Origin of the sequence: Methylobacterium sp. (genome assembly GCF_019750675.1) — a bacterium.
GTDB lineage: Bacteria > Pseudomonadota > Alphaproteobacteria > Rhizobiales > Beijerinckiaceae > Methylobacterium.
This window is the reverse complement of sequence record NZ_JAIEOF010000213.1, coordinates 1-8487: the sequence shown is the minus strand read 5'-3', so window position 1 is coordinate 8487 and position 8487 is coordinate 1. Positions and strand designations below refer to the sequence as shown.

General features: G+C 71.8%; 7 protein-coding genes and 1 pseudogene. All 8 read right to left on the bottom strand.

What is annotated here, in order from left to right:
• Positions 1-191: pseudogene (locus tag K2X24_RS11555) on the bottom strand (hypothetical protein); the annotation flags it as partial.
• A 68-nt stretch (positions 192-259) separates the two neighbouring features.
• Positions 260-1153: a 2-hydroxy-3-oxopropionate reductase gene (locus K2X24_RS11550; RefSeq protein WP_292498051.1), complete on the bottom strand. Its 894-nt coding sequence runs from the start codon at positions 1151-1153 to the stop codon at positions 260-262.
• Positions 1154-1183: 30 nt separating this feature from the next.
• Positions 1184-1963 carry a hydroxypyruvate isomerase gene (gene hyi / locus K2X24_RS11545; RefSeq protein WP_292498049.1) on the bottom strand — a complete coding sequence of 260 codons (780 nt, stop codon included), beginning with the start codon at positions 1961-1963 and terminating at the stop codon, positions 1184-1186.
• Positions 1964-1990: 27 nt separating this feature from the next.
• A complete protein-coding gene (gene gcl, locus K2X24_RS11540; protein WP_292498047.1) occupies positions 1991-3796 on the bottom strand; it encodes a glyoxylate carboligase in 1806 nt (601 codons plus the stop codon).
• 67 nt (positions 3797-3863) lie between these two features.
• Positions 3864-4811, bottom strand: coding sequence for a LysR family transcriptional regulator (locus K2X24_RS11535; protein ID WP_292498045.1), 948 nt, complete (start codon positions 4809-4811; stop codon positions 3864-3866).
• A gap of 36 nt (positions 4812-4847) precedes the next feature.
• Positions 4848-6164 carry a c-type cytochrome gene (locus tag K2X24_RS11530; RefSeq protein ID WP_292498042.1) on the bottom strand — a complete coding sequence of 439 codons (1317 nt, stop codon included), beginning with the start codon at positions 6162-6164 and terminating at the stop codon, positions 4848-4850.
• Between the two features lie 8 nt (positions 6165-6172).
• Positions 6173-6721 carry a 2Fe-2S iron-sulfur cluster-binding protein gene (locus K2X24_RS11525; RefSeq protein ID WP_292498040.1) on the bottom strand — a complete coding sequence of 183 codons (549 nt, stop codon included), beginning with the start codon at positions 6719-6721 and terminating at the stop codon, positions 6173-6175.
• Positions 6718-8487 (bottom strand): molybdopterin cofactor-binding domain-containing protein (locus K2X24_RS11520; protein WP_292498037.1); only part of this gene is annotated, 1770 nt, incomplete at its 5' end. The genes K2X24_RS11525 and K2X24_RS11520, both read right to left, overlap by 4 nt.

Genomic DNA, 8487 nt, shown 5'->3' with positions numbered 1-8487 from the left:
CGCTGAACCTGGCTGCCCGGGTTCGCCGCAGGGAACTGATAGCGGTAGCTCACCTGCGTGTCCGAGAAGAGGAAGAACGGCGCTGGCCCGGCGGCCGGCGCCTCGGGCGCCAGCGCGGCCGGATCGGCGGCCCGCGCGTGGCCGACCAGCGTCACCGACACCATGACCGCGATCAGCGTTCTTGCCAGCATGGGCTCTTCCCCCCGTTCTCAGGACCTGCGGTCGCGCCCCGGGCGGACCGGACTTTCGTGTCGACCGGTCAGCGTGGGGCCGCCGCGATCTCGTGCGCCGACATGAGTTCCAGGGCGCGCACCATCGCGGAATGATCCCAGTCGCCGCCCCCTTGCGCCGCGCAGGTGCTGAACAGCTGCTGGGCGGTGGCGGTGTTGGGCAGGGCAACGCCGAGGGTGCGGGCCCCCTGGAGGGCGAGGTTGAGGTCCTTGCGGTGCAGGTCGATCCGGAAGCCGGGCTCGAAGGCGCGCGCCACCATGCGCTCGCCGTGCAGCTCCAGGATGCGCGAGGCGGCAAAGCCCCCCATCAGGGCCTGGCGCACGCGGCCTGCGTCGGCGCCGGCCTTGGAGGCGAAGACCAGCGCCTCGGCCACGGCCTCGATGGTGAGGGCCACGATGATCTGGTTGGCGACCTTGGTGGTCTGGCCGTCGCCGTTGCCGCCGACCCGGGTGATGTTGCGGCCCATGGCCTCGAACAGGGGCATGGCCGTCAGGAAGGCGCGCTCGGGGCCTCCGACCATGATGGTGAGGCTCGCCGCACGGGCGCCGACTTCGCCGCCCGAGACCGGCGCGTCGAGGTAGTCGCAGCCGAGGGCGTCGATGCGCCGGGCGAAGTCCTTGGTGGCGATCGGGTCGATCGAACTCATGTCGATCACGATCTTGCCGGGCTTGAGCCCCTCGGCGATCCCGTCTGCGCCGAACAGCACCTCGGCCACCTGCGGCGTGTCCGGCAGCATGGTGACGACGATCTGGGCCCGCTCGGCGACCGCGCGCGCCGAGGCGCAGGGCGTGCCGCCCGCCGCGACCAGCGCCGCGGGCACCGACCGCCCGCTCTTCAGGAAGAGCCGGTGCCCGGCCCTGATCAGGTTCTCCGCCATGGGTCGGCCCATGATGCCGAGCCCGATGAATCCGATGTCTGTCATGGGTTTGGTCCTCGTGATCCGGCGGGTGGCTCAGGCGCGGTGGGGGGCGAACCAGGACAGGCCGCCCCGGGTACCGGAGGCCGGGCGGTACTCGCAGCCGATCCAGCCGCGGTAGCCGAGGGCGTCGAGGTGCCCGAACAGGAAGGGGTGGTTGATCTCGCCGGTGCCGGGCTCGTGCCGGCCGGGATTGTCGGCGATCTGGACATGGGCGATGCGCGGCAGATTCGCCTCGATCGTGCGGGCGAGATCCCCCTCCATGATCTGCATGTGGTAGGCGTCGTATTGCAGGAAGAGGTTGTCCGAGCCGACCTCGTCGATCAGGGCCACGGCCTGGGCCGTTCCGGTCAGGAAGAAGCCGGGGATGTCCCGGGTGTTCACCGGCTCGATCAGGAGCCGGATCCCGGCCCGCTTCAGCTCCGCCGCCGCGTAGGCGAGGTTCTCGCGCAACGTGTCGTGCAGCCGGTCGCGGCCGAGCCCGGACGGTGCGATGCCCGCAAGGCAGTTGACCTGTCCGCAGCCGAGGGCGCCGGCCGCGTCGATGGCGCGGGCGACTCCCTCCCGGAACTCGGGCCTGCGCTCGGGCAGCACCGCGATGCCGCGCTCGCCCGCCGTCCAGTCGCCGGCGGGAAGGTTGTGGAGCACCAGATTGAGGTCGTGACGCGCGAGGCGCTCGGCGATCGCCGCCGTGCGGTACTCGTAGGGGAACAGGAACTCGACGCCGCGGAAGCCCACCCGCGCGACCTCTCCGAAGCGGTCGAGGAAGTCGTGCTCCTGGAAGAGCATGGTCAGGTTGGCGGCAAAGCGCGGCATGGGATGTCCTCCGGATTCGCGGGTGCGTCAGGCGGCGGCCGGCGCGGGCAGGGTCTGGCTCGTGCGCAGCGAGAGCTCCGGGTCGAGGCAGAGGATTTCCTCGAACTCGTTCACCCCGTCGACCTCGGTGCCCATGGCGATGTTGGTGACCCGCTCCAGGATGAACTCCAGGACCACCGGAACCTGGTGCTCGGCCATCAGCGCCTCGGCCCGGGCGAACGCCGCCTTGAATTCGTTCGGGCTCTTCACCCGGATGGCCTTGCAACCGAGCCCCTCGGCCACCGCCACGTGATCGACGCCGTAGCCCGGCACCGCGTCGTCGTCGGGCCGCGCGTTGATGTTGTCGAAGGCCAGGCTGACCTCGAAATCCATGCCGAACCCGCGCTGCGACTGGCGGATCAGGCCGAGATACGAGTTGTTCACCACGACGTGGAGGTAGGGCAGCTTGTGCTGCGCCCCGACCGCGAGTTCCTCGATCAGGAACTGGAAGTCGTAATCGCCCGACAGCGCCACGATCTTCCGGTCGGGGTCGGCGGCGCGCACGCCGAGGGCCGCCGGCAAGGTCCAGCCCAGGGGCCCGGCCTGGCCGCAATTGATCCAGTGCCGCGGCCGGTAGACGTGCAGGAACTGCGCGCCGGCGATCTGCGACAGGCCGATGGTGGTGACGTAGCAGACGTCCTGTCCGAAGGCCTCGTTCATCTCCTGGTAGACGCGCTGGGGCTTCAGGGGCACCGCGTCGAAGTGGGATTTGCGCAGCATCGCCCGCTTGCGGTGGGCGCAGGAGGCCGCCCAGGGGGCACGGTCGCGCAAGGTCCCGCGGGCCTTCAGGTCGCGGGCGACACTGATGAATTCCTTCAGCGCCGCCCCGGCATCCGAGACGATGCCGAGGTCGGGGCCGAAGACGCGCCCGATCTGCGTCGGCTCGATGTCCACGTGCACGAAGGTGCGGCCCTTGGTGTAGACCTCGACCGAGCCGGTGTGGCGGTTCGCCCAGCGGTTGCCGAGGCCGAGGACGAAGTCGGATTCGAGGAAGGTGCGGTTGCCGTAGCGGTGGCTGGTCTGGAGCCCGACCATGCCGGCCATGAGCGGGTGGTCGTCGGGGATGGCGCCCCAGCCCATCAGGGTCGGGATGACGGGCACGCTGGTCAGTTCGGCGAACTCCACCAGGAGGTCGCAGGCATCGGCGTTGACGATGCCGCCGCCCGCCACGATCAGCGGGCGCTCGGCGGCCTGGAGCATACGAATCGCCCGCTCGGCCTGGCGCCGCGAGCAGGCCGGCTTGTAGGGCACCAGCGGCTCGTAGGCGTCCGCGTCGAACTCGATCTCGGCGACCTGCACGTCGATGGGCAGGTCGATCAGGACGGGCCCCGGGCGCCCCGAGCGCATGAGGTGGAAGGCATGGCTGAACACCTGCGGGACCAGGGCGGGCTCGCGCACCGTGACCGCCCACTTGGTGACCGGCTTGGCGATCGATTCGATGTCGACGGCCTGGAAATCTTCCTTGTGGAGCTTGGCGCGCGGGGCCTGGCCCGTGATGCACAGGATCGGGATGGAATCGGCCGACGCCGAATAGAGCCCCGTGATCATGTCGGTGCCGGCGGGACCCGAGGTGCCGATGCACAGGCCGATGTTGCCGGCCTTGGCCCGGGTGTAGCCCTCGGCCATGTGCGAGGCCCCCTCGACGTGGCGGGCGAGGATGTGGCGGATCGAGCCGCGCGCCCGCAGGGCCGAGTACAGGGGGTTGATCGCCGCGCCCGGAACCCCGAAGGCACAGGTCACGCCCTCGCGTTCGAGGATGAGGACCGCGGCATCGATCGCGCGCATCTTTGACACATCTGCCTCCCGCTAATTTATGGCGTTTTTTATTTTTATAGATTTGAACTGTACTTGAGAAGATGCCTCAGTCGATTTGATTTATTCCATCCCGGAATAGGGCGCCCTCGGCCTCGCCGCGCCACCAGGCGTCGCGCAGGCGCGGCACGAGGTGGCGGATCAGGGCCGTGACCTTGCGCGGGACGAGCTTGGGGGAGGGGAAGACCGCGTAGAGTTCCTGGTCGGGCAGGGCGTAGCCGGCCAGGCATTCGGCGAGTTCGCCGGAGCGCAGGGCGCCCTCCGCGACGTAGCGGGGCAGGATCGCGATGCCGAGGCCGGAGCGCACCGCCGACAGCAGGGTCGGCAGGTTGTTCGAGCGCAGGCAGCCGCGCACGCTCGCCGCGTGCATGCGCCCGTCCGCGCCGCGCATCTGCCAGACGGCATCGCCCTGCACGCTCGAATAGACGACGCAATCGTGCGCGCCGAGCTGGTCCGGCGCCTCCGGGCGGCCCCGGCGCGCGAGGTAGCCGGGGGCGGCCACCATCACCCAGGGGTTGGCGCCGAGATAGCGCCCGCCCAGCGACGAGTCGGCGAGCCGGCCCATGCGGAGCGCCACGTCGATGCCCCGGGTGATCAGGTCGACGTAGGAATCCTCGCAGGTGAGGTCGACCCTGAGGCGCGGGTGCGCCTGGATGAAGGGCAGGAGCAGCGGCCCGAGGACCGCCTCGCCGAAGGCCACCGAGGTCGAGATCCGCAGGGTCCCGTCGAGTTCGGCGTCGTGGCGCCGCACCAGCCCCTCGGCCTCCTCGATCTGGCGCAGGATCGCGCGGCAGGTCTCGTAGTAGAGCCGGCCCGCCTCGTTGAGGCCGAGCCCCCGGGTGTTGCGGTTGATGAGCCGGGTGCCGAGGCGGGTCTCGAGCCAGGCGATCGCCTTGGTCACGGTGGATTGGGCGACCTCGAGATCCTCCGCCGCGCGGGAGAAGTTGCCGAGCTCCGCCACCCGCACGAAGACCCGCATCCCGGTGAGCTGATCCATGGCGCGCCTCTCCCGCTCGTCGTCAGTCGCCCGTCGTCAGTCGCGCGCGGCGTGGCGCGGGGTGATCGCGGCGCGGATCGCCGCCATGTCCTGCGGGCTCAAGGTCGAGGCCTGCCCACCCCATTCGGTCCGCATCCAGTTCGTGAGGTCGGCGAGCGCCGCATCGTCGAGATCGGCCGCGAAGCCCGGCATCGCCTCCATCCGCTCGCCGCCCGGGAACGTCTGGGCCGGCAGGCCGGCGAGCACCGCCCGCACGACGCTGGCCGGGCTCGCCGTGCGCAGGCCCGCATTGGTGCGCAACGCCACCGAGACGTGCGGGATGCCCTCGCCCTGCGCGCCGTGGCAACCGGCGCAGAGCCCGTCGTAACTGGCCCGGGCCCGGCCCGAGACCGCCGCCGCCAGGGGCGTGGGGGCAGGCGCCGCTGCCGGCACGGCCGGGTCCATCTCCGGCCCCGGCGCATCGCGGTCGAACAGGTAGGCGGCCATCGCGGCGAGGTCGGCTCGCGCCATGTGCCGGGTCGAGTAGTGGACCACCTCGAACATCTGGTGGGTGGCCCCGCCCTGCGCGGAGAGGCCGGTGCCCATGAAGCGGGCGAGGCTCGCCGGCGCGAAACCCATCCGCGCCAGCCCGGCGGGCGTGATGTCGGGCGCCTCCAGCCCCTCGATGACGGCGCCCGTGAGGGCCGCCTCGCCGCGCAGGCCCTGCATCAGGTTGCGCGGCGTGTGGCATTCGCCGCAATGGCCGAGCGCCTCCGCGACGTAGCGGCCGCGATTCCACAGGTCCGAGCGCGTCGGGTCGGGCACCGCCACGGCGGCGGGCAGGTGGAGGAGGTTCCAGGCGCTCAGGGTCCAGCGCTGGTCGAACGGGAAGGCGAGGCCGTTCGGGCGGTTGGCGACCGGCATCTTCTCGCGGGTGATGAGGTAGGCGTAGAGGGCGTCGACATCCCCTTCGGTCATGCCCCGATAGGCGGTGTAGGGCATGGCCGGGTAGAGGTGACGCCCGCCCGGCGCGATGCCGTCGCGCAGGGCCCGGTGGAACTCGGCCCGGCTCCAGCCGCCGATCCCCTCCGGGCTCGGCGAGATGTTGGTGGCGTGGATGGTGCCGAAGGGCGTTTCGAAGGGCATGCCACCGGCCCACGGGGCGCCGCCCCTGGCGGTGTGGCAGGCGTAGCAATCGGCCGCCGCGGCGACCGCGGCCCCGCGCGGCGCGAGGGCCTGGATCTGGTCGGCGCCGAGCGGCGTCTCCACCGCGCGGGAGACCACGCTGCGCTCCAGCGCACCGGAGGCGAGGAGGCCAATGAGGGCCGCGCCCCCCAGGGCGAGGCCGGCGGCCGCGAGGAGGATCTTGCGCATCTGCGGCCTCACGCGGTCACGAGGCCGGGGGTGGCGAGCACGAGGTCGCGCACGGCGGTGTGGTAGCGGACGTAGCCGGTGCAGCGGCAGATGTGGTGGTCGAGCGCCTCGGTGACGACGGCCTCCACCGCGTCCCGCGGCACGGGGGCCGCCTTCAGGCGCTGGATCAGGACGGTCGCGGCGGTGACGAACCCCGGGGTGCAGTAGCCGCACTGGAAGGCGAAGGCCTCGACGAAGGCGGTCTGAACCGGCGAGAGGGTGAGGCTGCCGTCGGCCTCCTCGCGGGCATGGCCCTCCACCGTGCGCACGCGCCGGCCCTCGAACCAGTGCGCGCCGGTGATGCAGGTGCGCATCTCGCGGGGGACCTTGCCGTCCTCCTCGACCATCACCGTGCAGGCGTTGCAGATGCCCTGGCCGCAGCCCATGCGGGCTCCGGTGAGCCCGAGCCACTCGTGCAGGAATTCCTGCATGGAGGTGCCGCGCGGCACCGGCATCGGCCCGACCGGCACGCCGTTGACGGTGAGCGAGAGGGCCTGGTCCTGGATCGGCGTCGTCATGCCAGCACCTCGCGGATGTTCTCGGCCCGGATGGGCAGGGTGTGGAAGCGGTGTCCGATGGCGTGGGCGACCGCATTGGCCAGCGCCGGCACCACGGCGATCATCACCACCTCGGCGATGCCCTTGGGCGGATCGGTCTCGGAGAGCGGGGCTAAGATCTCGACGGTCTGGTTCCAGACCGCCACGTCGCGGGCGCGGGGCAGCTCGTAGCGGTTCCAGTTCCAGGTGCCGTCGCCCGGCCCGTCCTCGTAGAGGGGCAGGAACTCCTTCAGGGCGTGGCCGATGCCCATGGCGAGGCCGCCCTGGACCTGGCCCGAGACCAGGGCGGGCACGACCTGGCGCCCGCATTCGAGGATCGCGTGGTGCGACAGGATCGTGACGGCGCCGCTGCCGGTATCGACCGCCACTTCCGCCAGCGTCGCCATCGGCGAATAGTAGGTGGTCCCGACGTTGTTGCGCTGGGTCGGGGGATAGAACACCGCCGCCCGCTCGACGAAGTGCCAGCCGGCCGTGTCCATCAGGGCCTGCCGCTCCGGCGGCGCGCCCGCGCCGTAGCGCAGGGCGAGCGCGTCGATGGGAAGCCGGGTGCGGCCGTCGCCGGGCAGGTCGAACAGGCCTTCCGTCCACTGCCAGCGGTTGAAGGTGTGCAGGGTGACGCCGACGGGCAGACCGAGCCGGTGCGCTTCGGCCGCCACCCGAGCCAGGGGCAGCGGCGGCAGGCCGGCCCCCGAGACGGTGCCGTCGGCCAAGCGCAATTCCTCGGGACGCATGGTGTGGTAGGGGCCAAGCGCCCCGCCGCCGGGGCCGCGGCTCCAGAGGGAGCGGGCCGCCGGCCAGAGCGCGTGGTCGCGCAGGAAACGGGCCGCCGTGCGGGTGGCGTGGCCGAGATAGTAGGCCGAGTTCGTCGCGCTCATCGGCGAGGTGAAGCGCGGCGTCCAGCGCGGGTTCTGCGCCAGCCGGTCCTCGTCGGCCTGCGCCGTGGTGTAGGGCTGGTCGGCGGTCTCCAGGGGCATCTGGGGCCAGCGCACCACGCCGAACTCCGTCCGCTCGGGCACGGCGCCTAAGATCTCGCCGACCATCACGGCCTGCGAGGTGGTGACGCCCGGCCCCATCTCGTGCGCCACGTGGGCGAGGGTGAGCCCCCCGCGCGGGTCGATCTCGAGGCTGGCGAGCGCCGCCTCGGCGCCGGTGCCGTAATCCTTCTGGACCTGCGCGAAGCCCACGCCGTAGCGCCGTCCCGGATGGGCGGCCTCGTAGGCGGCCTTGCGGGCCTGCCGCTCGCGCCAGAGCGGGTGCGCGGCCGCCCGCGCCAGGATCTCGTCGTTGCGGAGCGCTCCGGCCGGGACGGCGCCCTGGCTGTTGCGCTGGCCCGAGCGGAAGACATTGGCCTGGCGCAGCGCGATGGCGTCCATCCCGAGGCGCTCGGCCGCCTCGTCCACCAGCATCTCGGTGGCCGACATGGTCTGGAGCGTCCCGTAGCCCCGGGTCGAGCCGGCATCGACGGCGCGGGAGGCCAGCGCCACCGCCTGGAAGTCGCTCTTGGGCAGGTAGTAGATCGATTGCGCGGCGGTGGCGCCGACGAACGACACCGACATCGAGTAGTTCGGGCGCCCGCCGCCATCGCAGACGTAAGCTCCGGTCATCGCCCGGAAGCGCCCGCTGGCGCGGTCGACCAGCAGGGTCGTGTCCATGCGGAAGCTGTGGCGCTTGAGGCCGTTCTGGAACTGCTCGAAGCGGTCGTTGGCGAGGCGCACCGGCCGGCCCTC